General features: G+C 62.4%; 1 protein-coding gene. It reads right to left on the reverse strand.

All coding sequences use genetic code 11. The features are described 5' to 3' along the window. Positions 1 to 242, reverse strand: a 242-nt coding sequence (locus LD028_RS09355; protein WP_237811656.1) for a nitronate monooxygenase, incomplete at both ends; no start/stop codon positions are given.

Here is a 242-nt window from a genome sequence, read left to right on the forward strand (position 1 = left end):
CGGCTTCGGAGGCGATATCGGCTTCCTCAACCGATGTGACCGTCACGATCACAAACGATCCAGCCTTTTGCAAGGCGGCGATCACCTCTTTGTCTGGGCAGCCGAACGTAAAGCTGACGACCGGCACCCGCTCCTCGAGAAGCACGTCGAGCTTCGCTTCCCAATCATCGTCATCCCATTTCGGCTCGCCGACCGTTGCCCCAAGCCGCTCCGCCTCGGCCGCCAGCACGGCGCGATAGCGT

Source organism: Anoxybacillus sp. LAT27 (genome assembly GCF_022030075.1).
Taxonomy (GTDB): domain Bacteria; phylum Bacillota; class Bacilli; order Bacillales; family Anoxybacillaceae; genus Anoxybacillus; species Anoxybacillus kestanbolensis.